The organism is Candidatus Uabimicrobium amorphum (genome assembly GCF_009002475.1).
Lineage (GTDB): Bacteria > Planctomycetota > Uabimicrobiia > Uabimicrobiales > Uabimicrobiaceae > Uabimicrobium > Uabimicrobium amorphum.
Genome location: NZ_AP019860.1, coordinates 4,700,043 through 4,725,894, shown reverse-complemented (window position 1 = coordinate 4,725,894; position 25,852 = coordinate 4,700,043). Strand labels below are relative to the sequence as shown.

Below are 25,852 nucleotides of genomic sequence, written 5' to 3'. Positions count from 1 at the left end.
GGTATGATAAAATTTACCTTTGGAAAAATTTGGGTCTAGGGCGTAAAACGCCCTAAACGAAAAATTCTTCTATTTTTGGCTTTGGTTTTGAATAGCAGGTTTTTGATATTTGATATTGAGATCTGTTGGTTGTCGAATGTACTGAAGCTCTAAAGAATTTGACTCTAAGAATTGTATAATGGAATCTCTTATTGGTTCTCGCGATAATGCTTCCACGTGCCCACAGTTGGCAACCGCCAGGAACGATTTGGGAAAACTCGCCTCTTGGAATAGCTGGTAGCCGTGCGAAATAGGAATCATTTGATCTCTATCTCCGTGTATAAACATAATTGGTACACGTAGAGATGCCACATAATCGGCCGCACTATAGCTATTACCACCTATTAGTGTCCACACAAAAGGATAAAAGAGAGATAAATCTCCTGCGTGATAATTGGCGACGGAAGCGTAAGAGTAAAAGGTACTATCGATGATCATGCCGTCAATAAAAGGACGATTGGAGTCATCCACAGCAGCGATCGCTTGGTTGCCCCCTAAACTTTGACCAAAAAGGTAGATGTTATCCCATTTTTTTTGTTGGATGATATAGCGAATGGCAGCGCGACTATCCTCTACTAATCCAGCACGACTTGGAGATCCTTGTGATTCCCCATAACCGCGATAGTCAAATGTAAAAACGTCATAACCTCTTACGATTAGCCATTCGACAAAAATAAAATATGTCTGTGCGTTTCCGGTGTTGCCATGGAAATGAATAACAACGCCTTTGGAGGGCTTTTGCGATTTTAGCAAAAAACCTTTGAGCTGATGGTTATCTGCTGTTTGGAATGTTACAGATTCTACAAATTCTGGGTTTTCTGCATACTCGCCAACGTATGGCTTGTAAAATTTATGCGAACAACTTGCAAATAATATGCATATAAAAATGACTATCTTCATCATATTTCCCTCAATATTTTCGGTTTGGAAGTAATCAAATCTTTAAATATTATACTGGCTTACAGTAATTTTAGCATCTATTTTTTGTAAATCTGTGGAAAATTTGTGTAGCATTAAGACCATAATATAGTTCTTAGCTGTTGTTTTATTTAGACAAAGCAGCTGATAAAAAAGCTTACTTAAAACCTTTTCTTCTCATTTCAGCCAACATACGTTCTCTCTCTGCGGCATTAAAATTAGGATCTGCTCTTTTGCATTGCATTAAATCCAGTTTTGCCTGGGCGAATTTCTTATTGTCGAATAAAAACTTCCCGCGACTAAATATAAACGTAATAGATGGTTGCATCTGTATGGCTTTGTTTAAGTTGTTTAATGCTTCTTGTTTTTGACCAAGGGCAACTTGTACAAGTGCTTTCTTGTGATAGAGGTCTGGCTTCACCTGCATCTTGAAGCACTGTTCGATGTCCTTCATCGCTTTGTGTGGCTGTTGCGTCAAGTAGTAACAAAAACCACGTTGGTCATAAGCACCGTATACATCTTTGGCTAACAGATGTTCTTTATTTTTAATCGCAATGTTCAAACAATCTATTGCTTCGGGAATTTTTTTCAAAGCAGTAAGTGCTCTTGCTTTATTGAGATAAACATACCACAGTTGAGGGTTACATGCCAAAGCTCTATCAAACGTCTTTAAAGACATCGCGGCATTGCGTCCTATTTGCATCTGTGCGACACCTGCTTCATTGAATAAATTGGCAAGTTCTTTATTTGTCAATTTGACGTTGACATCTGTACTTGCAACACTTTTCTTCTTGGATAGTTTTTCTTTTAAGACATTTGATTCAATTTTCAGCGTGTCTACTTGGTCTTTGTATTCGGCCAATTGAGTTTGCGCTTCATTAAGTTTTTCAGAAAGCCTGTCGTATTTGTTTTGTTGCGAACCCATACTGCCATACATCCAAAAAACAACGACGCAAAACAACAAAGATGTCGCGACCACACCAAAAAGTACTGATTTATTTTTACTCAACATTTTGCTCAACGCTTCCATGGGCACAGACCTTTTGGCTTTGATCTCGTCTCCCTTTAAGAAGCGCTCAATATCGCGAATAAGTGCTTTGGCATTGGGATATCTTTGATTGCGTGTTTTTTTCAAACATTTCAAACAGATGGTTTCCACTTTAAGCGGAATATTCGGAACTTCTTGTTTAAGACGTATCGGGTCTTGAGTCAAGATCATCTGTAGAGTTTCCGCCAGTGAATTTCCCGAAAAGGGGGGTTTACCACATAGTAACTCGTAAAAAACAGCTCCAAGAGAATAAATGTCACTGCGTTGATCAATTTCACGAATACGTCCTTCAGCTTGTTCAGGAGACATATACGCGGGAGTACCAATTGCCACCCCACTCATCGTTAAACCATCTTTACCATCTTTTTGTCTCGCCAAACCAAAGTCTGTCAAAAATGGCTTCCCTGATTTATCCACAAGAACGTTACTTGGTTTAATATCGCGGTGAATAATCCCCTTTGTATGCGCAGCACCTAAAGATTGGGCGACCTGAAGAATAATCTTTAACAGCTTGCGCAAAGAAGGCTTATTTTCTTTTACATAGTCCGACAAAGAAACGCCGTCAACAAAATCCATTGTGTAGTAATGTAAATTTTCTTGCAAACCAACTTCGTGTATTTTGACAATATTAGGGTGTTCTAGTTGCGAAGTCAACTTTGCCTCACGCCTAAATCTTTCAATGTCTATAGAGTCCGCTGCTTCTCCGGCAATGATTGTTTTCAAAGCAACGATCTTGTCTAAATCGGGATCTTTCGCTTGGTAAACAACCCCCATCCCTCCACGGGCAATTTCACGAATAATCTCGTAATTACCAATACTTTGTGGAACGTTGGAATTATTGAGATAAATTTTATTGTCGTGTTGTTTTAAAGACAAATACGTAAGACTTTGTGTTCTACTAATCGTTGCGGCCTGTACTTTGCGATTTATTTCGACAAACTGCTCAGAGGAAATCAAACGTTTTCGCAGTAAAATTTGTCCTAGGTTAAGACTAGGATTTTCCTGGCATTCCATCAAGGCACCATTGATTTCCTGTAAGGGAACAATGTTATTTTTCACCAGCTCTTCCGCCAGAAAAACTTGGCGCTGAATGACGGGATTTAACCTATCGACATTTATTTCTTCACCATCTTTTTCCTGATGAATAACAGGGGCTTTTTGCACAATTGTCCATAGCATTTTTGCCAACTCTGGATCAATGTGGTGTTTACGTATAAGATCCTGCAATTCACCTCTGGCACGCCCCATAGTTGTACGTAAACGATGTTGTGTAGACAAAGACTCTTTTTTTGTAATAAACCCCGTCACCTGAGACAACTTAATAAACAAGTTGACTTTTTTTTGTTCTTTTGGATCAGCTTGAGGTAGCATATTTATTTCTCTTTTCTATGTTGCAGAAATGGATGCTTTTAAAGTGTCAAACTTTTGCATCAGTACCTCTTTGTCTTTGTTCATTCTGGCAACAAGTTCGTCCGCATCGTTAAATTTAATCTGATCGCGAATTTTGTCCAGAACGAATACTTCAAGATACTGATTATAGATGTCCTCATCAAAACCTTCAATATATACTTCCGTACTTGTTGATTGGCCATCAAAAGTAGGATTTGTTCCTATGCTAATTAGACTCGGGTACCTTTTTCCATTAAGTTCTACTGAGCCTATATAAACTCCATCCCCAGGAACAAGAGTGTGTTCTAAGCTTAAATTTGCTGTGGGAAAGCCCAATTTCCTTCCGCGCTTTTGTCCTTCAATTACAGTTCCACATAGCGAAAATGGTCGCGATAACATCTCATGGGCACTTTGACAATCTCCGCGTTTTATCGCCTCGCGAATTTTGGTGCTAGATACAACATTCCCTGACCATTCTCGATGAGATTGAACATCGGTAAAAAAAGAATGTTCTGCGCTCATTTTTTTCAAAAGGTCTGGGGTGCCGGCCCCTCGATGTCCAAAACGAAAATTTTCCCCAATGACAATTCCACGCATTTGCAAATTCGCCACTAAAAATTTTTCAATAAATTCTTTTGGATCAATTTTTGCCACATTGTGATCAAATTCGATCAGCAATGTATAAGCAATATTAAACCGCGCAAGTAGCTTTAGGCGCTTGCGTAAAGAAGTAATCGAGGGTGGCGCAGAGCCAGTTATTGTTTTTAGTGGATGTTCCACAAATGTGATAACTGTTGGCGTTCCCTTTACTTCTTCCGCATGTTTTACAACTCGCTTTACGAGTTGTTGATGTCCTATATGCACACCATCAAAAAATCCCATTGTGACAATAGGACTTTTGATTTGCTGCGGCATTACATCAAAAAAGTTAAGCGTTTTCATTTTTAGATTCGTATTTTTGTTCTAACTCTTTTAGTTGCGTCTTGATGGCAATTTGTTCTACGGGCTGTATTTTGTTAATAAACAATACCCCCAACAAGTGATCTATTTCATGTTGCAAAACTCTAGCCTCAAAATCTTCGGCTTCGAATGTAACTTCTTCTCCTGAAATCAATGTTGCTTTTACTTGAATCCAAGTAGAACGTTGAACGTTACCATAAACTCCAGGAAAAGACAAGCAACCCTCTTCGCCTATTTCTTTTCCTTTACGTTTGAGAATTTTTGGATTGAGATATATCGTCTCATTACCTTCTTCCGCAGTCGGGTTAACGATGATAATTTGCTTAGATATACCAACTTGTGGACCTGCCAAACCAACACCGTTCGCACGGTGCATGGTTTTGATCATTTCTTGGGATAGTTCCACAATATCTTCCGTAACTTCGTTTATAGGCTCCGTTCTTTTTTTTAATATAGGATCTGGGTATAATACAACGTCCATAGTTTCTTCTAATCCTTACTTTGATCGAATGTCGTCCTCTGTGCCTGTTGTTCCATCTTTCCCAAGAGACATAATTTGATATTTTCCATAACCAGGAAAATTACCAGTTTTTGATTTTCCTGCAAACGGTTTTGCTTTTTGTATTGCACCGTTTATCTGATAATTTTGTTCTGTTTTGGAATTTAAATCCCGATAGTGGAAATAAACATATGGGTTTCCCCATGCATCTGTGACTTCCAGTAAGTCTCTGGTCGAAAAAACAGAGCCTGTTAGAGTCTTTAGAGGTACAGGGGAACTGTCGAGATCGGTATTTTCCAAATTGTCATCTTTGAATTCGTAATATGTATCGGTCTTTAAATTGCTCGACAAACACAAAACCAGTGCTTCATTTCCCGAATTGATGTTGTTTTCCTCTTTTAAGCCTAAAGCTTTTACTGTTGAGGGTGGAAAATCGCGAAAGTCACTGTTGTATGATTTCAAGGCAATTTCAATTTGGCTTATATCTACCTGACACACTTTTTCTTGACTCTTAAATACGACAGAAGATAAAGCGGGCAGTATAATTCCCATAAGAATGGCCAAAATAGTGATAACGACCAATAATTCTACTAATGTAAAAGCTTTAATTTGCGAGGTCGGATTCTTTCGCATCTAAAGCCTCCCTTCGAGAAAGTTTTATTTTTCCACGGTCAATTCCCAAAACCTTGACAATGATGGCATCACCTTCGTTGACAACATCGCGTACTTTCTGTACACGACCTTTCTCGAGTTCCGAAATATGAACTAGTCCTTCTTGTTCGCCGAAAAACTTAACAAAAGCTCCGAAATCTTTCACGGAAGTTACTTTTCCACGATAGATTTTACCGACTTCAGGATCTCCCACCATTTCATCGATTTTCTTCAAAGCCTTTTGGCAATCTTGCATGTTCGTGGCGTAGACCTGCACTTCTCCGTTGTCAGAATTGATGTTGATATTTACATTGCAGGCTTCTTGTATAGACTGTACATTTTTTCCACCTGGGCCTATCAAGCTGCGAATGCGATCTTTACGAATGGTTGTTGAAACAATTCGCGGTGCCAAATCAGACAAATCACCTCGGGTTTCACTGAGAATTTTCGCCATTTCATCTAGTATATGAACGCGACCATCTTTAGCTTGTTGTAAAGCTTTTTCTAAGATAGAAAACGGTAAACTACCTATTTTATTATCGAGTTGTAGCGCCGTGATTCCTTCCTTGGAACCAGTTACCTTAAAGTCCATATCGCCGAGATGATCTTCATCTCCCATAATATCAGAGATAACAACCGTTTCGCCATTGTGCTGGATAAGTCCCATCGCGATTCCTGCCACTGGCTTGGAAATAGGTACACCAGCATCCATCAGTGCCAAGCATCCGCCACATACAGTTGCCATCGACGATGAACCGTTGGATTCCGAAATATCGGAAACTAGACGTACGGTGTAAACGAACTCTTTTTGTGCAGGTAAAATATTCGTAAGTGCGCGTAGGGCTAAATTACCATGGCCTATTTCACGTCGTCCAGGGCCGCGCAGGGGACGAACTTCTCCCACACTATAGGACGGAAAGTTGTAGTGCAATAAGAAACGTTCGCGTCTCTCTCCTGCAAGACTTTCCACGAGTTGTTGGTCATCAGGAGTACCTAATGTACAAGACACAAGTGCCTGGGTTTCTCCTCGAGTAAAAATAGATGATCCGTGAACATTTGGCAGCCAACCAACTTTACCAGTAATCGCGCGAATACTGGCAAAATCACGCCCATCGATTCTTTTCTTTTCGTTGATCATGTAATCGCGAACTAAGTTGTAGTGTAGGTCATCGAGAATTTTTGCGACGTCCTTCTCTTGTTCGGGATATTTTTCATTGAATGCTTCACTATGCGCGGAGAGAACTTTCTTTATATTTTTACTGCGCTTCTTTTTTTCCTTGGTAAGTACCGCTTCGAGCAATTCCTCTTTTACTGCACCGATAATGTCGTCCTGCATTTCCTGGGCAGGCTTCTCCGGTTCTTCACAGATTCTCTTTTCGACATTCGCCTCTTTTTGCCACGCGTCAACCATATCAAAAAAAGGTTGCATGGCCTGTTGTGCTTTTTCCAAAGCTGTCAGAACATCCGATTCTTGAGCCTCTTCCGCTAGCCCTTCTGCCATAATGAGTCCTTCTTTCCCACAAGAAATCATTAAATCAAGTTGTGCTGTTTCGCGCTCTTGTCGTGTTGGTAAAACGGAATAAGAATCGCCATTTTTGACAATATGAACCCCACAAACAGGTCCTGCCCATGGAATATCGGAGATGTGTAATGCCGCAGCAGCTCCCATAATGGCTAGTGGCTCGGGATTCGCATCATCATCATAACTAAATACGGTAACCATAACCTGCGTTTCACATAAGAACGCTTTAGGAAAAAGTGGTCGTACGGACCTGTCGATCAAACGACTGGCCAAAATTTCGCGATCCTGAGGACGCGTTTCTCTCTTGATGAAACCTCCGGGAATCTTACCTGCCGCAGCAGACTTTTCGCGATATTCTACTGTCAGAGGAAAAAACCCTAAACTTTCATTTGCTTTATCCGCAGCTACAACAGTTGCCAATAAAACGGTACCGCCTTGCTTTACAATAACAGCTCCGTCGGCTTGTCTTGCAATTTCACCATGTTCAAAGGTGACAGACTTTCCACCAATCTCAATAGTAGTGCTTTTCACGCTTAGTGTGCCTTTCTATACAAAGTTACTAATTGCTCTTGTCGAAAGAAATAAGCAGTGAAGGATCACTCAAGTTGTAATATACAACGGAACTTCCTTCACAAAGTTCACTTTTATATCCATATTGGACATGTCACTTACTTTTTCATATAGAACAGTTTTTACTCTATTTGTTATTCTAATCTCGTTTGTTTTATACAGTGATGATAATACTCCATGCTTTGTTGTAACTGCTTTTGCAGAGTCGTATTATTTGGTTGTAATGATAAAGCTTTTTGATAATATTTACAAGCTTCTTGAAAATTTTCTTTTGCTTTTGCAAGCTCTCTATCCGCGTTTGGTTGCCCAGGAAAAGATTTCTTGAGGTGCTTATATGCGGTAGAGTAATATTTATTTGCTTTTGCCACAATCTTGGATGCCTTACCTCGTGCTTTAGGCAATTTTTTTGTCTGTTGAGGTCTACGATTTGCCACACGTGCAGGAGTCGCCGCCTTTTGTGTAGACTGGGCTTTGAGATCTTTTGCTGCCTGTGTTCGTGGGTACTTATCAAGTATTTTGCTACGAAACGTTCGTGCACGCCGCTCTTGTCCCATTGTCTGGCACCACAAATATGAGCGATAAATTTTACCCGCCTTGTACTCCAACAAATCGTCTATCAGGTTTAGGTTTCTTCGTTCCAATATCTCAACCATGTAGACAATCAGATGCGGCATGTTATCGCCAAAAGTTTCTCCGACGTAATCCATGATGGCTTTAAAATTTTTAGGAGAGAGGGTACGAACATCCACTTTGTATTTTTTGGCCAGCTGCGAACGATGAAACTCCACGTCAACTTCGGCCTGCCGTGCAATACGACTTTTGGGTAGCGGGAAAGTTCCCCACTCGCCTTGAAAAGTGATACTACTAACGCCATTTTCCACAACCTTCCCCACGTACTTTTTGCCATTTGACATGGTAATATAAGTAACTTTGCCTGTAAAATTTGCTTTTTGCGGTAGGTCTTCAATGAGTAGTGTAAGAGCTTCGCACTTACGTGTAAATTCCGTCAAAGCGGCAGAAGTTCCGTTTTTCGCAACGTGAGTGTTGATTTCGTTCAAACAGGTGAAAAAATCTCCGCGATGATATAATGGTAAGATATGGTCGGGAACACGACCAGAAAGTTGTTCTCGTGGATTATGACGATGTGGCAATGTCGGATTTCGTTGTGGTTCTTTTCTTTGAGTGTTACGAGGATTCTTTTGCGTATTCTTTTGGTGATCACGAACTTCACGTGGTAACAATGAATTTTTTTCTGGCGTTTTTCTCTGAGTCTTGCGCGGATTTTTTTGTGTATTCCGCTCAGCAATTTTTCGCGGTTTCATGGGAGTTTCTTTTCTATCTTGGTCGTCTCGCTCACTTACTTTTTGCGAACGTTGCTTTTGTGCTTTGCGTCTTCCTAAACTAGCAATGTCAACTTTCTCTGTGGAATATCCCTCGGGTAAGGACAACTCTTCGCCAAAAAATATTTCAATTGTCCGGTAACTAAACAGACCATTTTCATCTAGTATCCATAAAATACTAAAAAACACAACCCATAGAGTAATAAAACCAGTTAATTTTTTCATTAGCAAAACCTCTCGACTAAGTACCTTGATAGGTATCTAAAAAGTTAGACATAAAACTTTGAAAACGGTTTTCCATAATGGCTTGGCGAATATTCTTCGTAAAGTCATGGTAGAAATGAATATTGTGCAACGTCAACATAGACAAACCCAATATTTCTTCGACTTTCTTCGAAAACAAATGGTGCAGGTAGCTGCGCGAAAAAGTTGTACATGTGTAACAACTGCATTTATCATCCAAAGGAGATTCATCCCGAGCATAACGTGAATTACGAATTTGCTTCTTACCTTCCCAAGTAAAAAAGCCTCCTCCTCGTGCATTACGTGTCGGCATAACACAATCGAACATGTCAACACCTCGCGATATTGCCTGAATTAAATCCACAGGGGTTCCTACCCCCATTAAATATCTTGGTTTTTCTACGGGGAGTACTTTATTCGTGTGTTCAATCATCTCTTGCATCACATCTTTTGTTTCCCCTACAGCAAGGCCACCAATGGCGTAGCCTGGTAAATCTAGTTTCACCATCTCTTCTGCGCACCACTCGCGCAGGTCACTGTAGCCGCTTCCTTGTATGATGCCAAATAAATTTTGATGTGCACTTAATTCGTAGTCTTTTGAACGTTTTAGCCAATCAATACTTGTTTGTGCAGCCTGTTTTGCTTCTTCTTTCGTACATGGCCAACCAATGCAGTGATCCAGAGGCATAACAATGTCAGACCCTAGGCATTTTTCAATTTCCATTACCCTTTCGGGGGTAAATTCAAATATAGCACCATCAATATGCGAACGAAATGTTACACCGTTTTTGGTCAACTTTCGCAGCTTTGTAAGTGAAAAGGCTTGAAAGCCGCCACTATCAGTGAGAATAGGACCATCCCAGGCCATAAATTTATGCAGCCCACCCATATCGCGAATGAGTTGTTCCCCTGGACGTACTGCCAGATGATATGTATTTCCCAAAAGAATTTGCGTTCCCACTTCGCGCAAAACTCTAGGGGTCATGGTTTTTACAGTTGCTCTTGTTCCAACAGGCATAAAGACCGGAGTTTCGATATCTCCGTGATGCGTATTGATTTTAGCAACACGTGCTTTTGTTCCTGTTGTGTCTTCTTTTATGATTTGAAATTTCATTTTGTAAACTTTACTTACGGTAGAGGTTTTGCAAGTTGCGAATCACCCGGAGTGTTGCAATAATAGGGATGTTGTCTGTTGTTAACCATCCTTTGGAGAAGTTTTAACTTCTAAGAGTGTCATCCCTGATTTGATCAGGGATCCAGGCATTTACAAGTCAGTTTCATATTGTGGATTCCTGCTTTCGCAGGAATGACACAACACGATTGTCATCCCTGACTTGATCAGGGATCCAGGCATTTACAAGTCAGTTTTATATTGTGGATTCCTGCTTTCGCAGGAATGACACAACACGATTGTCATCCCTGACTTGATCAGGGATCCAGGCATTTACAAGTCAGTTTTATATTGTGGATTCCTGCTTTCGCAGGAATGACACAACACGATTGTCATCCCTGACTTGATCAGGGATTCAGGCATTTACAAGTCAGTTTTATATTGTGGATTCCTGCTTTAGCAGGAATCCACAACACGATTGTCATCCCTGACTTGATCAGGGATCTAGCAATGAAAGTCAACTTTACATTGCTGGTTTCCCGCTGGAGTTTATCCTCATGAAAATGAGGGCGGGAATGACACACTCGTGTAGTTTTTTTTTAGTAAACTTAGTTGTCGTTGTTTCTCTTTTTCTCTAATTCCATCACATCTGCGGTGTCTAGATACGGGTACAATTTCTTACGTAGATCTTTATTGAGTTCCGTCAAATTTTGATTTTCTTTTTGTAATTTTTTATATTTTTCCAACAAAGCATTGTGTTCATTTTCAAATGCGGCAATTTGCGTCGTGATCGATTTTATTTGCTTTTGCTGGATGAACACGCGTGTTTCATAATCGGTCAATTGTTTTTTGTATTTTTGCATCAACTGGTCGGATTCACTCCGTGCTTTTTCCATTGTGGTGATAATATTCTTATAATATTTCTCCACTTCTTTAAAAAAAAGATCTTTGTCTTTTTGATTTTCCGCATTCATCTGTGCCGTTTTTTTATCAAAATCGCTTTGAATTTTTCCTAACTGGTCGTCGTATTTGTCTCGTAATTTTTCGTAAAAAAGGGTAACGTCTTTTATAGAGGCACCAGAGTCAGGTTTTTTTTTCTCGGTAATAATTTGCACAGCGAAAAAAAATATTATTGCAATAGAAATAAATACAATCAACAATATTAAACGATTGAATCGTGTTTGACTTTGCATCTGATTATGCAGTAGTTGTGTTTGCTTGTTCGACTCGTGAAATAGAGATAGCAATTGCTCCTGATGATCTAAGCTCAGACCACTTTCAGATTGTGCAACATCATTTTTTCTATTCATAGAGAAACCCTGGTAAACGTATTTTTGCGAAATTCAACCGATTAGGTGCTCAAAAATGCTTGATAACAGACATGGTTAAGTGATAACATACCCAAGTCTAAACTATAACAAAATTAAAGAGTTTTGTCTACTGTTATTAGAAAGGAGACAAAAACGATGGAGCGTCTCCAAAAAATACTCGCAACTGCTGGACTTGGTTCAAGAAGAGCCTGTGAACAACTCATCTTACAAGGACGAGTTACAGTAGATGGCAAAACCATAACCGAGCTAGGTACTAAAGTAAATACAGACACCCAAAAAATTGTCTGCGACGGTGAAACGGTAAAGGTGCCAGAAAAAGTATACTATATGTTCAATAAACCACGCAACGTTTTGTCTACCAATGAAGATCATCAAAAAACTATTATGGATTTTTTCAAAAGTCTCAGTTTTAAAGTTTTTCCGGTAGGAAGACTAGATAAAGATTCTGAAGGAATGATTTTAGTCACCAACGACGGTGCATTTGCCCAAAAAGTTCTACACCCCAAATATGGAATCAGAAAAATATATGTCGCCCAAGTCAAAGGACGCGTCACCGCAAAGACTATTGCGGAAATAAGTAAGGGCGTATGGTTCAAAGAAGGTAAGATGCGCGTAAGCCGTGCAAAAATTATTGAAGCGCGAGACAAATATTCTATTTTAGAAATCGAACTACGCGAAGGACGAAATAGAGAAGTTCGTCGTATCATGGCCAGAGTCGGGCACGAAGTAAAACGTCTCATTCGCGTCAAGATTGGAAAATTAGAACTGGGAGATTTAGACACCGGAAAATATCGAACGATTGATGACAAGGAAATCAAAAAAATATTTGCCAACGCGTAAGAAAGAAAAAAAATGACAGCAAACAATGATTCATACGAAATTTTAGATATAAAAGAAAAATGTCTAGAAAATGGACTAAAAGTTCTTGTTCTTTCGCGACACTATCTTCCCATTGTAACGGTAATGCTAGCTTATCGTGTAGGTGGAGCACATACCTGGAATGGGAAAAGTGGAATAGCACACTTTCTAGAGCACATGATGTTCAAGGGAACGACAAAATATCCCAAAGGAGCTATTGATTTAATTACGCAAAAACTAGGTGGGCATAACAATGCATATACCACATGCGACTACACATGTTATTATTTTATGCTTGCAGCAGATCGTTGGCAATATGCCTTAGAAATAGAAGCGGATCGTATGAGAAATTGTTTGCTGTCGGAAAAAGACTTCATAAGTGAAAAACAAGTTATTCTCGAAGAACTAGCCACTTCGCAAGATAGTCCTATTGAGTTTTTAGATCATGAAGTTGAAGTGATGAGTTTTCAGCGCCATCCATATCGTAACCCCATTTTAGGGTGGCGCGAAGACATTGAAAATCTTACCTTACAAGAACTACGCGAATTTTACGAAAATTATTACTCCCCCGACAACGCCGTGGCGATTATTGTGGGGGACACAACGATGGGAAAAGTATCGCGAGCGGTGAACAAACATTTCAAAGACATTCCGTCACGCAATGTCAAACGCAGAAACTTCACAGTAGAGCCACTACAAAGATGCCAAAGACGCGCAGAAATCATTTCAGATGTGCAACTAGCACGTTTTGAATTTGCTTTTTCCACGTGCAAGGTAGGAGATAAGGACGATTATGTTCTAGACATCATTGATACAATACTCACCACAGGTAAAATGTCGCGTTTGTACAGGCGTTTAGTTACCCAAGAGCAACTTTTGCAAATGGTAATATCACTCAACGACTCTCGCAGAGATTCCGGTTTGTTTCGCATTGTAGGGGAAGCGCATCCTGGTGCATGTCAAAAAGCCATAGAGGATATTATTTTCTCTGAATTGGAAAGATTAAAAAAGCGTGCCATCAGTCCCTACGAATTGGCCAAAGCAAAAAACATTATCATATCTGAATTTATTGGACAACGAGAAACAAACTACGAGTTAGCCGAAAAAATAGCCCAATTCGAAATGATGTCGTCTTACGAGGAACTGAACGTCATTATTCGCAACGTGGAAAACGTTACCGTAGAAGACATCCAAGAAACGTGCCAAAAGTACTTCAACACCCATCAAGCCACGATTGGATGGTCACATCCAAAAAAGAAAAAACAATTCCAAGGGGTCAAAAAACAGCACCCAACCCTCAGAGGTATGCGCATTCCTAAGACATTAGGGCCTGTTTATGGGTCTGGCAGACCATTTAAAAATACCAATATACTCGAACGTCCCATTCACACAAAGTCTTTAGAAAACGGTCTCACCATTTTATTTATGGAAAACCACAATCTACCTAATTTTTCAATGACTCTACACGTAAAAGGTGGATATCTGTACGAAAATCCCAAAAAAGCAGGTGTTGCCCATCTAATGGGACGTCTCTTAGGGGAAGGAACACGCAAGTATAGTCGTTATAAACTAGCATGCACCTCTGAATTTTTAGGCGCCGGATTTAAAACGTCTTCTACCTTTATCGAAACACGTGGGTTCGTAAGAGATTTTTCACAAATATGCGATATTACTGCCGACATTATACAACATCCCATTTTTGATGCGGCGCTACTGCAAACACATAAGCAAAAAGTCATTACAAGCTTACTTTCTTTTGAAGACAATTCTTCATACCAAGCGCGTAAGTACTTCATGAAAGCCATTTATAAAAACCATCCCTATGCCCGTTCTCCTTACGGAACGCTCGAAACAATCAACAGCATATCGCGCGACGATGTTGTAAATATGCACAACAAATACTTTGTGCCCAACAACACCGTCATCGCGATCGTCGGTAACATGGACAAGGAAACGGTATTTGGTCAAATAGATGAACACTTAGGCAAGTGGAAATTTCACGATATTGATTTTCGTGGCCTACCCTCTTTGAAGCATAACAAAAAAATTTCCACCAAAGTGATCCCTATGGATAAGCAACAAGTCAACGTTTACTGGGGACACCTGGGCATAAAACGCAGCAATCCCGACTACTATACATTGCTCGTCCTCGACCACATTCTAGGCATGGGTTCGGGCTTTACGGATCGGTTGTCAAAGAAGGTACGCGACGACCTAGGTTTAGTTTACAACATTTGGGCATCCATCACGTCATCGGCGGCGATACAACCGGGGACTTTTTGTGCATTTTTTGCCACAGATCCCAAAAACTACAAAAAAGCCATTGATGTCATCAAGGATGAAATCAAATCAATGCAAAAAGGCAATATCACAAAAGAAGAAATAAACAATGCCAAAGCATATCTAACGGGAAGCTTTATTTTTTCCTTTGAAACAAATAGTTACTTGGCCGACTACCTAGTTTCCGCATACCGTCTGGAGCTAGGCTTTGGTTATGTGCGTAAATTTAAGGCCAATATTGAGAAAGTGACCAAAGAGGACTTGGTGCGTGTCGCAAATCAATATTTATTTCCCGATAAAGCGATTACTGTAGTAGCAGGAGCGACAAAAAAATAATGAAATATGTTTTCATCGTAGGATGCGGTGGCTTTATTGGCGCTGTTTTACGTTATGTGATAGGACTATATGTCACGAAGCTTTGTGGAGCCTCCTTATACGGAACATTAACCGTAAATGTCATCGGTTGCTTTGTCCTAGGACTTCTTATGGGTCTTAACACACGAACAGGAGTGGGCGAACAATTTATGTCACCAGAGCTACGCTTAATGTTACAAACAGGTTTGCTCGGAGCCTTAACGACATTTTCTACCTTTATATCGGACATTTTTCACCTTTACACCAAAAAACAAATCGTGTGGATGTTGTTTGTTTTGCATTTGCATCTCGTCATTGGTTTTTTGTGTTTTTGGGCCGCCTATGCATGGATGGCCACAAATCAATAAGGGATTTTGTTATGAAAATCATGATTCTAACAACATTTATTTTACTAAGTGTAGGATGCGCGACAACGCATACACGTGTCACAGAAGAAAAAGTACAACTAAAAAAAGTGTTGGTTCTTACACCACAAATAGACACAAAAGTAAAGTACATAGATTTACCCAAATTTTTTCGCAACAAAAAAGTGCAACAAAGAGTTGAGCAACAAATCGTAGATGGTTACGCGGATTCTCTAAAAGAAAAGGGCTATAAAGCCTACACGGAAAAAGAAATATACCCGACGACTCTTTACCGTAAATATTCACAAAAAATAAAACGCGACTTACAAAATGCAGGACAACAGGTAATCGCCAACGATTTAGAATACAACTACGATACAATGCCCGAACATTTTACTCCCAAAATACGCGACCCTTTTCCAGAGGAATGGGATAAATACGACGCGGTTGTTTTTCTGTACGGTAACGCCAAAATTGAAACAGACAAAGAATTTTGCGTTCGTTGGCGTGGCAATATCATATACAATATTCTCGCCTTGCCGTTAAGTGTCACCACTTTAGTATTTCCCTTTTTAGTACCTGTTGCCTTTATCGGTTCAGGTGAATATTCTTTTGAAAAAAGTCCCGATGAAACATTTTTAAACGCGATCGTTGTTGACACTTACACACGCAAAGTACTCTACCAACATGACTATTTCATTAGTGAATGGGGATTCGAAGAAGATGAGTTCCACTCCATCGCTTTTGATTCATTGGATGATTTTCCGGAAAGGTAATAGAATGGGTTCGTATTTGATTAGTAAGTATCTCATATATGCGGTATTATTCTTCGTTGCGGTAAAAATCTTTTTCTGGGGACGCCAACAAGAAAAAAAGCATGCTCCGAAATGGGGGTGGCGTCTAACGATATTATTTTTCATTTCTCCGATCCTGATCTACTTTGCCGATAAATTGCTGCCCATACCCGACGAAGGAATCAGAATTCTCCGCTTAATCACTAAGTACATGGATTATCCCGTGATTTTCATCTACGAAAATGTCAAAGAGCATTTGGGGTGGTGGGCGTGGTTTGCCAAACCAGCAATCGCCGCGTTTTTCTACGGAACAATAGGCTTTCTTATCGGTTCGATGATTGACGGAGGTCAAGATGACGATGATGAGGAAAATTAAACGTCCTTTCGCCGTCGTACTTCCTGGTGGAGGATTTCGCGGAGCTTACCAGGCAGGTGTTGTATCAGAACTCGGCCGCCTAGGAATAGAGATAGACATAGTCGCCACCGCCTCCGTCGGAACGTGCAACGGTGCGGCACTGGTTCTAGATATGTGGGAAATGCTACCAGATTTATGGGAACGCGCCGTGGACATGAAAATTTTCCAACCTTCATTACTACTCAAAGGAAAAAATCCTTTTGCGATTTCCGGCGTTTTGGAAAAATTTGCTCATGAATACGGTCGTCCAGGACAATTTGATCAGGTCGCAACAGACTTTCTCGTTTCCGTAACCAATGCAACAAACATGACCAATGAAGTCATCGACTTCAAGAGCACAGAGTGGGACTTTCAAGAGCTACAAAGGCTATATTTAGCTTCAAGTTGCATTCCTTATATCTGCGATCGCATCGAAATCCGCGGTCATTGGTATATCGATGGAGGTTTTACCAACAATTGTCCCATAAATTACGCGCTTGAACGCGGTGCAAAGGAAATATGGGTTGTCAACATGGGAAAGCATGCGGCACTGGAAAAAACATTTTTTGGACTAGTAAAGCACTCCTTAAAAGTTCTCCCCAAGCGCAAATTCCGGCCACTACAACTATTAGACTATATGGTGACGGAACAACAACTTATTACTCCTAATGGTATCACCATACAGCACATTGCCCCTTCCACTCCCTTAGAATTGGGGCACCTACGTCTCACCCGTGACAGAGTAAAGTCTGCCATTGCACTTGGAAAGCAAGACATTGCGAAACTACTAAGTGGTATATCGTAGCCAAAGCACATAGAAACTATTTTGGCAACTTGACCACAACAAACTTTTCATTTTCAAACGTAACGGGTAGACCATGCGTTTCATTTTGCCCGCGATATAGCACCGCATAATCAATCGAATATTTGCGGATCAACTTCATCAACCTCGGTAAATCCATCTGTGTATAACCCTCTTGTGCTGTTCCGAGATCAGCAACTTTTTCGACCCCTGTAATATCTTGTATTCTGCTGTACCATTCCACAACATCATCGGGATGCACAGACAACGATTTCCAATCCACAACAACTGCTCTTTCCGCGTGAAGTCGAAAATTACCCAAGTCAGGTGGTACTAAAAACTTGGAGGTATTTTTTGTTGTTTCACACCATTTATATAGTTCGCCTTCCCATTTAGGGGGAAAGCCATTGATAAAAGTCGACTTTTGGTAACAAACATTTGATTTATATGCGAAAATGAGTAATAGAAATGCGATTCCCAAAAGTTGTAGAAAGGTTTGCTTGTATTTTTGTGGAAGAAACATCCATCGTGAAATTTTCACAAATGCTGGTCGCAATAACAAAAACAACGCCCCGACAACAGGAAGAAATCCCACAAAGACGCGGTACCTTCTAGTGAGATATAAAATAACAAATGCCAGTGCAAACTCAGCGAAACATTGCCCCCAAGAGATCTCATTGCTGTGGAAAACTCGTTGTATCACAAAATAAAAAATCAACATTTGCGAAAGTAAAACACTAAAAGGTGCCATTCTCCAAAAGAAAAGCTGCGAAATTGTGGGGACAAAAACAACAGTGGTCAACAACGTTGCCACACAAACTGTGATTAGTAATGACACATACAAAGCAACAAATCTTTTGTGTATTGGATTCTCGCCGTTCAAAACTTTCAAACTAAAACATCCAAGAATAGACCAACCAATAAAGGGGATAAAATCGACAAGGTTTGGTACGTAATGATGTGGGGCACGAACAAATAGAATAATATCTCGCGCGATTTTACCATTTTCCGATGACATAAACTCTAACAGATACGGCAATGCCATACAAAAAACAACAAGCATAGGTGTGAATTGCATAAGAGAACGCCGCAAAAACTGCTTTGAACCTAAAAAGAGATGTGCTATTCCCAGGTAAACAAATCCCAAGAGCAAAAAATTGGTATGCATATAGCCGGCAAAGGCCATCATCAAACCCGAGACAAGGTAACGACCACGGAGAAAATACAAAAAGCCCACCATTGTAAATGTACTACCAAGCGACGACGGTTGTAAAACAGCACTGAAGATGTATGAGCCGCAAACACTCCATGTTTCTTCTAAAACAAGAAAACTCAGAACAAACACAAATATTGCAAGCCGGTGTTCGTCGTCAAGTGTTCCAATTACTTTGAATATACAAAGCAAGGTGACCATGCGCAGTAGTAATTCAAGCAAAACCAACGTAGCCCCCGTTGGTAACCCCAAATAACCAACAAACAAAATGATGTTACAAAAATTAGCATGGTGGTGCTTAGATTGATGCGCAAACCAATCGTTTGCTAAGAAACTCGCATCTATCTTGGTGAGACCTTCCACCAGATAGGTGTTTTGGTTACCACTGGCATAACCCAGTCCAAAACTCACAGCTACTAGAAACGAAAGAAGAAAAACTACAAAAAACTGCCCTCTGTTCACAGGTGTTCCTTTCCGCTGGTTGTCTCTTGAATAACAAATTTAGGACGATTTTGCAAAGCCATGTGTATTCTGGATAGATATACTCCGATAATGCCAAGTAGTATAAACAAAATTCCAAACAAAAAAGAGACAATACCTATAATCGATGCCCAACCAGGAACAGTCACTCCTCGAGAAAACTGCACAACGACATACACAATCTCTAAAAACGCCAGCATACTAGTGATAATTCCAATCCAAATTCCTAAAACAAGTGGCTTCACCGAGAAAGAAATGATGGATTTTGCGGCAAAGCGAATCATTTTTTTCAAATTGTATTTCGACACACCAGAGTGTCGTGCATTTGCTTCATAAGGAACCGTTGTAGAACGATAACCAAGCCATGCAACAGCTCCTCTTAGAAACAAATCAACATCTTGAAATTCGAGAATATGTTTCACCACGGAGTGATCCAGAAGTCTAAAGTCTGAAGTACCTGAACTCATGGGAACATTAGTGAGTATGGAAAATATTTTGTAAAAATAATGGGAGGTGGTTCTTTTAAAAAAAGAAGCGACCTTTACATCGTTGCGGCAAGTGTTGACAACCAGATAGCCTTTATGGTGTTCCTCGATAAGATTTTTAATCGTAGAAGGGGGGTGTTGCAAGTCGCCATCCATAGAAATAACAGCCTCCCCTTCGGCAGCATGTAATCCAGCAAGTAGAGCATGTTGGTGACCAAAATTTCTGGCAAAACGAATACCTTTTACATTGCAATCGTGCTGCGCTGCTTCAGAAATTCGCTCCCAAGTCTCGTCTTTACTTCCATCATCAACTAAAATAATTTCATAGCTTTTGTTCAAAGGGGTAACGCTATCTTTTAAATGTTTGAGTAGAGTTTCCACATTGTCTTGTTCATTAAATAAAGGTATTACTATCGACAAATACTTTTTCATTTTTATTATTCCGTTGTGCTCTGTTGTGATTCTAATTTTCGACCGCATATTCCATAATTAATCATGAAGGGATATAGTACTTTATCGCAGCGGTCAAAGAGAGGAAGGATTTTTTTTGCCAAAGGTATCTGCCATGGAAATAGATGGCATCCTCCGCAACGAATAACCTGCATGTTGTGCTTTTTCAAAAATTTAGCCGCAGACCACGGGAATAACCAGTTTTCATTTCCTTCAAAACGACGAATCTTCAAAACCATAGACAACCACAACACAGGATACCACATTTTGTTCGGTGAGGTAACCACAAGAGTACCATTTGGTTTTAATACACGAACCATTTCACTCAGTGCTCTACGTGGATTAGGGGTGTGCTCGATACATTCCGAGGAAATAACGATATCAAAAGAATTATTGGCCATACTTAAATGACAAGCATCTTCCTCCCCCCACGCCACTTGAAGGCTTTTACCAACCCCCTTAGCGAGCTTCTCTGAAATATCGACGACCGTGAGATTTTTCACCATAGAAACAACAGATTCGCTTATCTTTCCACTACCACAACCTACTTCTAAACAGGACATATCCTTACTGTTAGGAGGCAAAGACTTCATAATTAGCTTTATTCTTTGCCTCACGTCGTACATTGACATCCATTGGTCAAACTGCTCGCCAATTTCTTCAAAATACAACTCCGTTTTGCGCTTAGATTTCATCAACAACTCCATACATAAACATAACTAGTGGTTTATTAGTCTAATATTCTTGGCATTGTTTTGCAATATCAAAACTCTCTAGTTAGGTCAACAACATGAAGAAACCTACAAATGGATTCAACAACAAGGAAAAGAATGCCAAAGTCCTTGCTGGGAAATATACCTAAACGATCCCGCCGATGTAAAACCAGAAAAATATCAAACACAAGTTGTTTACTTACTAAAATAGAACTTCAAACTCCATTTGCTAATTGTAAAATAGCCTTAGTTGTATTACACTATAAATGTATAGGTTATGTTATACTAACTTAGGCTATTAAATGTATAGGTATTATTATCATTACTATTGTAGGTAATATACCTCTTCTTAAAACCAAAGCCTACTTTGCAAGGTTGATTATATCCACAATCTAAGTTATAATGATTGATCATTACAGTAAGGATACCTTTACACTTACCTAGTAAATAGGAAACAAAATGAAAACATACATACTCATTATAGTATTACTTATTTGCAATATCCACGCTCTTGAAATTGTATCGGTACGGGATACAGACGGTCGTCGTATTCGCAACAATCAAAGTGCAGACTTTGCAGTATTGATAACAAGAGAGAATAATCGAAGATTTGCATTGTTCGGTGTTCCCATACAAAACGGGGCTGGTGGTAACTCGCAAATTGCCAAAGACTCTTTTGCATCTTTTACTTCGGTTTTACGCCAAAGCTTATTCGGTGGACCAACACCTCCGCCGTTTACCCCGGAACCAAGTTCTCTATTATTATTATTTGGTGGTCTTATGGGTATATTCCTGTGGCGAAGGAAAAAATAAATGCTGCGATTACTTTTCATTTGCTTGACTTTTGCATGCGCAGCGTGTAGTAATATCAAAACAGAAGGTGTTATACCGGTAAATTCAACTCCCGATGTACCTGATCTTGTTGTGCAAACAGGTGATGTTATCAACATCAGTGTCTGGCAAAAACCAGAATTTTCACAGCAAGTGTTGGTACCTCCCAGCGGCAAAATACGACTGCTTCTTGTCGGAGAAGTAGAAATCAAGGGAAAAACTCTTGAGCAAATACGCATTGAAATGCAAGAAAAACTGAAGAAGTATTTGCAAAATCCCATTGTAGAAGTGTCTTGGGTCTCTCCAAATTTTGGCGTGTATTTTTTTGGTGAAATAAGTACCGGAGTCATCAAAATCAACCAAAACATCACCATTCTCGAAGCCTTAATCCAAAGAGGCGGACCAGGGCCTTATGCGGACAAAAGTAGAATCGTTTTAATACGCCGTTCTCCAGGCAAGGAAACACGTTATGTCTTCGATATGAACAAATATCTTTCGGGAGAAGACCTTGAACAAAATAAATATTTGCAACCGGGGGATATGATCTATGTTCCCGCTCTACCTTTTTAGATAAAGCCATGATAGATTTATATATTAGTCCAAAACACATCTTGCGCCTTATACTGCGAAATTGGTGGATGTTCATTTTGTTCCCCATCCTCATAGCTCCCTTTGGTTATATAGCAAGTTCCTTTATTGCAAACTCTTACAAATCAGATGTCACTATACTGGTTAAATCGCAGGGGCTAGCGTCTCAACAGACGAAAGCAACCATTGACGATAGTATACGTCAACGCATCGCCAACATCCAAGATAAGGTCCTCAGTCGTACAGAATTAAAACGCATTATTAAAAAATTTGAATTGTATATCGAAGATCTTGAGCAGCAACCTATCGAAAATGTCATTTATCAAATGCGCGGCAGTATACGACTAAAAATATATGCCAGTGTCTTTAAAATTTCTTACAGTGGTAAAGATGAACCGCGAAAAGTGATGAAAGTGGTTGATGAAATTGCCTCACTTTTTATTGAGGAAAATATAGAACACAAACAAAATATATACGCTGCCTACCAATTTTTACAACAAAAAGTCGATGAACTACAAAGAAAAATACAAAATGTCGAAGCAGAGATTGCGGAATACAAGCAACGAAATTTAACAGCACTTCCACAATACTTAGCGACAAACTTCAGCGCCCGAAATAACTATAGCAAACTTTTAGACACAAATTCACAAGTACTCTTAAAGAACTCCAAAGAGAAAAATATCGTTGCCAACAATTTTACCGCTCGTTTGGAATTTTTGGTTGCGAAATTGACGGAGATGAAAGATCAGAAAAAAACCGACGATAGCGTTGATCCTGTTGCCTTACTCTCCGAAGAACAACGTAAAGAACAACAACAGAAACTCGCCCAATTACGCAAAAATTTAGATGCCGCAAAGCAAAATCTGGAGAGACTTCTCGACGATTTCACAGAAAAGTACCCTGGCGTTGTAAAACAAAGGACCTTAGTCGCGTCACTTGAAAAAAAAATAGAAGACACCAAAACAATGCAGTCTGTGGAAAAAGACCGCGAGGATGTATATGTATACCCACCTGAAAAACGTAAAGAGTTTACCAAACAAATCAAACTACTTGAAAATTACAAAAAACAACACGTCATATACAATACACTACAAAATGAACTTTATAGTTTGCGTTTAAAATTAGAGAACACAAAAAAGCCCCAAAAGTACAAAAAAAAATGGAATAACCTAATCAAAAAAATAGAGCAAAAAGAAAAGATTATCTTTGGCAAAGCCTCGAAAGACCTACAGTATTTTCCAGAACTACTACAAATGGTAAAGCAACTCTATGAATTAAAAAACCAAGCAAACTATATTCAAAAACAACAACGCAAGTACTATAAAAGCTTAGTAGAAATAGAAAAACGCATAGAAGACACTCCTACCCATGAACGTAAGTTATCCATTCTAACAAGGCGTCACAAAGATTTGTTAAAGCAGAACGCCATTTTGCTAAAAGACTCTCAACGCGCTTATCGATTGAAAGAATTAGAGCAAGATAAAAAAGGTGGAGAATTTGTCATCTTAGATCCAGCGTATCTTCCTGGTATCCCGAGATCTACGAAAGCCTTACTGTTTACTATCGCGGCAGCGATGGCGGGAATAGGACTCGCCGTCGTGTTAGTTGTGGCGCGCGAAATAGTATTTCCAAGGGTAGAAGATTCTGGATCTGTAGAAAAAGTAACAAAAAAAATGACGCTAATGTCCGTTCCTCGTTTTGCGTTACGTATGGAAGATATGCGGGTGGTCAATTTGAGCGAATCAAAAATTGTTTCCAAAAAAGAATTAAGAAAACCGAAGAAGTTAACACAAAGACAACAAAAACTCTTGGCGCCTATTTCGATCTCCAACGACAAGGATTATACTCCACGTCAATACCAAAAATTGCAGCAAACGCTCCATGAACAGGATCTTCCCGTACAAATCAACAAAATTCACATGAATAAACAAATCGTGATCCGCAATCAAACATATCGCGTTCTAACTATCTTGGAAGAAGATCTTCGCGATGTGGAAAACTTCAACAACGTTGAGTTGCAACCTATCGAAAATATGACCACTTTCTTTGCACCGAGTTCATATATCGCCAATATATTTCGTAAAATACGTTTCCAAATTTTTCCACGCCACGAAGATGAAAACCACAAAGTTTTGTTTACAAGTGTCAAAGAAAACGAAGGGAAAACCTCGATTTCCCTAAATATTGCCGGAGCGATTGCAACAGGAATGGTGAATAACGCCATATGGATCGAGTGCAACTTTCACAACCCACTACATGCACTATTTCCCGAAAAGCAACCAGGCCTTGCTAATGTTCTCAGTGGGGAGATGAACCTCTCCGATGTATTAAAAGAGACGCAATTTCCACGATTAAAAGTTATTCCTGCGGGGGAAAGTCACTTAAATCCATCAGAGCTTTTATCTTCAAAAGCCATGCAGCGCGTCATCAAAGAGTTGGAAGCGAAATATCCTGATCATTTACTGATACTCGACGGCCCTGCGATATTCTCAAGTACAGATATCTCTGCCCTTATTTCACTTGTTAACAAGACGTTTATTGTGGCAAACGCCCATCAAACTTCGCGTAATCTTTTTTACGATTCGGTAGAAAAAATAGGGAAAAAGCATGTCAATGGTATCATCTTTAATGGAATTCTGGACGAAAAAATCATCTAGATTTTTACTTTCAATATGTGGTAGCATGAAATGGACAAACGATTAAAAATAAATATCATCATTCCTGTATTTAACGACTGGGATTGTCTAAAAATTCTGGTGGGCAACATTCATCGTGAACTTGCACAAGATACCGATTTTCGTATCTTTGCAATCAACGACTGCTCGACTATTGACTTTCCACAAGAAACATTTGCCCAATTCAATCATTTTGAAGTGGTGCACCTAACACGTAATATGGGACACCAAAAAGCGATTAGTATAGGAATTTCCTATATCACAGAACATGAAGAGTGTGATGCGGTCATCGTTATGGATGCTGACGGAGAAGACCGACCACAAGATTTACCAAAACTAATAGAGAAGTTCAAAACAGAAAACAAAATTGTTTTTGCCAAGAGAAATAAACGCCAAGAAAGTTTGACATTTCGTTTTTTCTATCATATATACAAGTACTCATTTCTACTGCTTGTCGGCAAGGAAATATCTTTTGGAAACTACTGCATTATTCCATACAAAAGTCTGAAAGTACTGGCCCATGTATCAGAAATTTGGAATCACTTCTCGGGAGGGGTAATACGTTCCAAGCTGCCGTATACCGCTATTCCACTTGATCGCGGCAAACGACTGAGTGGAACATCCAAGATGAACTTTGTGGCACTAGTGATACATGGAATTAGTTCGTATACCGTATACTTAGAAGTGGTGGTCGTACGTCTACTCATTTTACTTGGAATCTTAATTGCCATTTCGATTATTAGTTCTATTACAGTTGTTTCGTTGCGACTCTTTACCAACCTTGCAATTCCTGGTTGGGCAACGTACACAATGCTAGGTCTTATACTGATTATTCTCCAAGCTTTTTTCGTCATGCTACATCTGGCAATGACTGTTCTACACTACCGCACACAACGTTTATTTATTCCTGCATTGCACTACAAAAACTACATAAAAATTAGTTAGGGCT

Annotated in this window: 22 protein-coding genes; 10 read left to right on the top strand and 12 right to left on the bottom strand. The window is 39.6% G+C overall.

The annotated features are described in order from the left end of the window. Window positions 1–69 precede the first annotated feature (69 nt). The 9 genes from UABAM_RS17160 to UABAM_RS17120 all read right to left on the bottom strand — a co-directional run bounded on the left by UABAM_RS17160 (window position 70) and on the right by UABAM_RS17120 (window position 11,600). The gene (locus tag UABAM_RS17160) at window positions 70–942 is read right to left on the bottom strand and encodes an alpha/beta hydrolase (RefSeq protein ID WP_151969238.1); all 873 of its coding nucleotides are present in this window, start codon (window positions 940–942) and stop codon (window positions 70–72) included. Window positions 943–1,114: 172 nt separating this feature from the next. Beyond that, a complete protein-coding gene (locus tag UABAM_RS17155; protein ID WP_151969237.1) occupies window positions 1,115–3,376 on the bottom strand; it encodes a serine/threonine-protein kinase in 2,262 nt (753 codons plus the stop codon). A 15-nt stretch (window positions 3,377–3,391) separates the two neighbouring features. Further along, on the bottom strand, window positions 3,392–4,336 hold the full coding sequence (locus tag UABAM_RS17150; RefSeq protein ID WP_151969236.1) for a bifunctional riboflavin kinase/FAD synthetase: 945 nt from the start codon (window positions 4,334–4,336) through the stop codon (window positions 3,392–3,394). Beyond that, entirely contained in the window at window positions 4,323–4,835 is a 513-nt protein-coding gene (gene def / locus UABAM_RS17145) for a peptide deformylase (RefSeq protein ID WP_151969235.1), read from the bottom strand. The genes UABAM_RS17150 and def overlap by 14 nt, the downstream gene beginning before the upstream one ends. Window positions 4,836–4,850: 15 nt before the next feature. Then, window positions 4,851–5,486, bottom strand: coding sequence for a prepilin-type N-terminal cleavage/methylation domain-containing protein (locus UABAM_RS17140; RefSeq protein WP_151969234.1), 636 nt, complete (start codon window positions 5,484–5,486; stop codon window positions 4,851–4,853). Beyond that, window positions 5,458–7,557 carry a polyribonucleotide nucleotidyltransferase gene (gene pnp / locus UABAM_RS17135; protein ID WP_151969233.1) on the bottom strand — a complete coding sequence of 700 codons (2,100 nt, stop codon included), beginning with the start codon at window positions 7,555–7,557 and terminating at the stop codon, window positions 5,458–5,460. Before pnp ends, UABAM_RS17140 begins: the two co-directional genes overlap by 29 nt. A 173-nt stretch (window positions 7,558–7,730) precedes the next feature. Next, the gene (locus UABAM_RS17130; protein WP_151969232.1) at window positions 7,731–9,161 is read right to left on the bottom strand and encodes a tetratricopeptide repeat protein; all 1,431 of its coding nucleotides are present in this window, start codon (window positions 9,159–9,161) and stop codon (window positions 7,731–7,733) included. Between the two features lie 16 nt (window positions 9,162–9,177). Beyond that, window positions 9,178–10,293: a tRNA guanosine(34) transglycosylase Tgt gene (tgt, locus tag UABAM_RS17125; RefSeq protein WP_151969231.1), complete on the bottom strand. Its 1,116-nt coding sequence runs from the start codon at window positions 10,291–10,293 to the stop codon at window positions 9,178–9,180. Window positions 10,294–10,898: 605 nt separating this feature from the next. After that, complete coding sequence (locus tag UABAM_RS17120) at window positions 10,899–11,600, bottom strand: hypothetical protein (protein ID WP_151969230.1); 702 nt, start codon at window positions 11,598–11,600, stop codon at window positions 10,899–10,901. Between the two features lie 156 nt (window positions 11,601–11,756). On the opposite strand from UABAM_RS17120, the gene UABAM_RS17115 reads away from it, so the two are divergent. From UABAM_RS17115 to UABAM_RS17090, 6 genes are read left to right on the top strand one after another with little or no spacing between them, the layout of a single operon-like run. Then, window positions 11,757–12,461, top strand: coding sequence for a pseudouridine synthase (locus UABAM_RS17115; RefSeq protein WP_151969229.1), 705 nt, complete (start codon window positions 11,757–11,759; stop codon window positions 12,459–12,461). Between the two features lie 12 nt (window positions 12,462–12,473). Next, a complete protein-coding gene (locus UABAM_RS17110) occupies window positions 12,474–15,095 on the top strand; it encodes a M16 family metallopeptidase (protein WP_151969228.1) in 2,622 nt (873 codons plus the stop codon). Continuing rightward, the gene (crcB, locus tag UABAM_RS17105) at window positions 15,095–15,481 is read left to right on the top strand and encodes a fluoride efflux transporter CrcB (protein ID WP_151969227.1); all 387 of its coding nucleotides are present in this window, start codon (window positions 15,095–15,097) and stop codon (window positions 15,479–15,481) included. Before UABAM_RS17110 ends, crcB begins: the two co-directional genes overlap by 1 nt. A gap of 11 nt (window positions 15,482–15,492) precedes the next feature. Continuing rightward, window positions 15,493–16,254 carry a hypothetical protein gene (locus UABAM_RS17100; protein ID WP_151969226.1) on the top strand — a complete coding sequence of 254 codons (762 nt, stop codon included), beginning with the start codon at window positions 15,493–15,495 and terminating at the stop codon, window positions 16,252–16,254. A 4-nt stretch (window positions 16,255–16,258) separates the two neighbouring features. Further along, complete coding sequence (locus tag UABAM_RS17095; RefSeq protein ID WP_151969225.1) at window positions 16,259–16,648, top strand: hypothetical protein; 390 nt, start codon at window positions 16,259–16,261, stop codon at window positions 16,646–16,648. Then, window positions 16,632–17,471 carry a patatin-like phospholipase family protein gene (locus tag UABAM_RS17090; protein WP_173013376.1) on the top strand — a complete coding sequence of 280 codons (840 nt, stop codon included), beginning with the start codon at window positions 16,632–16,634 and terminating at the stop codon, window positions 17,469–17,471. Before UABAM_RS17095 ends, UABAM_RS17090 begins: the two co-directional genes overlap by 17 nt. A gap of 16 nt (window positions 17,472–17,487) precedes the next feature. On the opposite strand, the gene UABAM_RS17085 is transcribed toward UABAM_RS17090, so the two are convergent. The 3 genes from UABAM_RS17085 to UABAM_RS17075 are packed head-to-tail and all read right to left on the bottom strand — an operon-like array spanning window position 17,488 to window position 20,791. After that, window positions 17,488–19,143 carry a DUF6798 domain-containing protein gene (locus tag UABAM_RS17085; RefSeq protein WP_151969223.1) on the bottom strand — a complete coding sequence of 552 codons (1,656 nt, stop codon included), beginning with the start codon at window positions 19,141–19,143 and terminating at the stop codon, window positions 17,488–17,490. Next, on the bottom strand, window positions 19,140–20,078 hold the full coding sequence (locus UABAM_RS17080) for a glycosyltransferase family 2 protein (RefSeq protein WP_173013375.1): 939 nt from the start codon (window positions 20,076–20,078) through the stop codon (window positions 19,140–19,142). Before UABAM_RS17080 ends, UABAM_RS17085 begins: the two co-directional genes overlap by 4 nt. Before the next feature lie 5 nt (window positions 20,079–20,083). Beyond that, complete coding sequence (locus tag UABAM_RS17075) at window positions 20,084–20,791, bottom strand: class I SAM-dependent methyltransferase (RefSeq protein WP_173013374.1); 708 nt, start codon at window positions 20,789–20,791, stop codon at window positions 20,084–20,086. 477 nt (window positions 20,792–21,268) lie between these two features. Between UABAM_RS17075 and UABAM_RS17070 the strand changes: the two genes are divergently transcribed. The 4 genes from UABAM_RS17070 to UABAM_RS17055 are packed head-to-tail and all read left to right on the top strand — an operon-like array spanning window position 21,269 to window position 25,848. After that, window positions 21,269–21,622: a PEP-CTERM sorting domain-containing protein gene (locus UABAM_RS17070; RefSeq protein WP_151969220.1), complete on the top strand. Its 354-nt coding sequence runs from the start codon at window positions 21,269–21,271 to the stop codon at window positions 21,620–21,622. Next, a complete protein-coding gene (locus UABAM_RS17065) occupies window positions 21,623–22,210 on the top strand; it encodes a polysaccharide biosynthesis/export family protein (protein ID WP_151969219.1) in 588 nt (195 codons plus the stop codon). Window positions 22,211–22,218: 8 nt separating this feature from the next. Next, window positions 22,219–24,885 carry a polysaccharide biosynthesis tyrosine autokinase gene (locus UABAM_RS17060; RefSeq protein WP_151969218.1) on the top strand — a complete coding sequence of 889 codons (2,667 nt, stop codon included), beginning with the start codon at window positions 22,219–22,221 and terminating at the stop codon, window positions 24,883–24,885. Between the two features lie 30 nt (window positions 24,886–24,915). Beyond that, a complete protein-coding gene (locus UABAM_RS17055) occupies window positions 24,916–25,848 on the top strand; it encodes a glycosyltransferase (protein ID WP_151969217.1) in 933 nt (310 codons plus the stop codon). Window positions 25,849–25,852 lie beyond the last annotated feature (4 nt).

Excerpts from the sequence above, each read along its gene's own strand:
- UABAM_RS17160 (WP_151969238.1), bottom strand. The coding sequence starts at position 942 with ATGATGAAGATAGTCATTTTTATATGCATATTATTTGCAAGTTGTTCG.
- UABAM_RS17155 (WP_151969237.1), bottom strand. The coding sequence starts at position 3,376 with ATGCTACCTCAAGCTGATCCAAAAGAACAAAAAAAAGTCAACTTGTTT.
- UABAM_RS17150 (WP_151969236.1), bottom strand. The coding sequence starts at position 4,336 with ATGAAAACGCTTAACTTTTTTGATGTAATGCCGCAGCAAATCAAAAGT.
- def (WP_151969235.1), bottom strand. The coding sequence starts at position 4,835 with ATGGACGTTGTATTATACCCAGATCCTATATTAAAAAAAAGAACGGAG.
- UABAM_RS17140 (WP_151969234.1), bottom strand. The coding sequence starts at position 5,486 with ATGCGAAAGAATCCGACCTCGCAAATTAAAGCTTTTACATTAGTAGAA.
- UABAM_RS17130 (WP_151969232.1), bottom strand. The coding sequence starts at position 9,161 with ATGAAAAAATTAACTGGTTTTATTACTCTATGGGTTGTGTTTTTTAGT.
- tgt (WP_151969231.1), bottom strand. The coding sequence starts at position 10,293 with ATGAAATTTCAAATCATAAAAGAAGACACAACAGGAACAAAAGCACGT.
- UABAM_RS17120 (WP_151969230.1), bottom strand. The coding sequence starts at position 11,600 with ATGAATAGAAAAAATGATGTTGCACAATCTGAAAGTGGTCTGAGCTTA.
- UABAM_RS17115 (WP_151969229.1), top strand. The coding sequence starts at position 11,757 with ATGGAGCGTCTCCAAAAAATACTCGCAACTGCTGGACTTGGTTCAAGA.
- UABAM_RS17110 (WP_151969228.1), top strand. The coding sequence starts at position 12,474 with ATGACAGCAAACAATGATTCATACGAAATTTTAGATATAAAAGAAAAA.
- crcB (WP_151969227.1), top strand. The coding sequence starts at position 15,095 with ATGAAATATGTTTTCATCGTAGGATGCGGTGGCTTTATTGGCGCTGTT.
- UABAM_RS17100 (WP_151969226.1), top strand. The coding sequence starts at position 15,493 with ATGAAAATCATGATTCTAACAACATTTATTTTACTAAGTGTAGGATGC.
- UABAM_RS17095 (WP_151969225.1), top strand. The coding sequence starts at position 16,259 with ATGGGTTCGTATTTGATTAGTAAGTATCTCATATATGCGGTATTATTC.
- UABAM_RS17090 (WP_173013376.1), top strand. The coding sequence starts at position 16,632 with ATGATGAGGAAAATTAAACGTCCTTTCGCCGTCGTACTTCCTGGTGGA.
- UABAM_RS17080 (WP_173013375.1), bottom strand. The coding sequence starts at position 20,078 with ATGAAAAAGTATTTGTCGATAGTAATACCTTTATTTAATGAACAAGAC.
- UABAM_RS17075 (WP_173013374.1), bottom strand. The coding sequence starts at position 20,791 with ATGAAATCTAAGCGCAAAACGGAGTTGTATTTTGAAGAAATTGGCGAG.
- UABAM_RS17070 (WP_151969220.1), top strand. The coding sequence starts at position 21,269 with ATGAAAACATACATACTCATTATAGTATTACTTATTTGCAATATCCAC.
- UABAM_RS17065 (WP_151969219.1), top strand. The coding sequence starts at position 21,623 with ATGCTGCGATTACTTTTCATTTGCTTGACTTTTGCATGCGCAGCGTGT.
- UABAM_RS17060 (WP_151969218.1), top strand. The coding sequence starts at position 22,219 with ATGATAGATTTATATATTAGTCCAAAACACATCTTGCGCCTTATACTG.
- UABAM_RS17055 (WP_151969217.1), top strand. The coding sequence starts at position 24,916 with ATGGACAAACGATTAAAAATAAATATCATCATTCCTGTATTTAACGAC.